Raw genomic sequence first — 979 nt, 5'->3', positions numbered from 1 at the left:
GATAGCCGCGGTACGTGGCCTCAATCTCCGCCTCACGCGCGGCGCGCTTGTCCGCGGATTTGGCGCGCGAGCGCTTGCTCTGCTGCGTGCGCCGATAGGCCTGCTTGAAACAGCGCTGGTTGTAGGCCGCTTGCCGCCAGTCGGTTAAGGTCTGCTCCTCGCACAGTTGCGCGCAGGTGACAATGACCTTGCGGATCGCGTCGAGCAACAGGTTGGTGTCCGTGGGATAGTGGACATCGGTTTCGACGACGAAAGAGTCAGCGCGGACGTTGAGCGCTTCGTTGGGACTTTTTTTTACCAGGGCATGGCCGGCAGCGATGACGACTTGGTTGATGCGATCGAGGATGTCCGGGGTGAACAGGCGCAGGTTGTCCTTGAGCGTCTGCAGGCTGTAGTGCGTGTCGTCTTCCCAGTCGCCGTGGCCGAGCATCTGGCGGATCGTGGCATGCTGGTTGGCCAGTTCCTGAATCCGATCGTAGTCGGCGTTCAGACCCTGTCGCAGCACGCCCAAGACCAAGATCTTCCATTGCTCCATGCCGGGCCGCCCCATGTCGGGGTTCACGGCGCTCTGCCCGTCGGCGCCGCGTGGCAGCACTTCGGCGAGGATCGCAAATACCTGCGCGCGCACCGCGGGCGTGACGTAGATGTATTGCAGCCCGCGCAGAATCCGTGGAATGTCGTCACGCGAGCGGGCGTCGAGCACGATCTGCGCGATGTCTTGCTCGCCGAACTTCAGCTGCGGGTCGATGATCTGTCGCATAAGATTGAATGACGAAGTTTATGCGTCCATATTCCGCCGGTTGCGTAGTGGATGTCGAATGAACACCCGACCGCAATTCGACGCGCCCTAAAATCAACAAGTTGCGAGCCGCCGTGCCGCACAGCTCGCCATGACGGCGCCGGGCAGCCCCGCCGCTTCGACCATGGGGCCAGATTCTAAACCCTTGTAACGATGAGATAAAGCGCTTTCTCGGTCAGG

General features: G+C 61.5%; 1 pseudogene. It reads right to left on the bottom strand.

Going from position 1 to position 979, the window contains the following annotated elements:
- A pseudogene (locus tag ML01_RS28225) lies at positions 1-760 on the bottom strand (ISNCY family transposase); the annotation flags it as partial.
- Positions 761-979: the final 219 nt, after the last annotated feature.

Source organism: Thiohalocapsa sp. ML1, from assembly GCF_001469165.1.
GTDB lineage: Bacteria > Pseudomonadota > Gammaproteobacteria > Chromatiales > Chromatiaceae > Thiohalocapsa.
The sequence above is the reverse complement of the archived record's forward strand: the minus strand, read 5'-3'. Positions and strand labels throughout refer to the sequence as shown.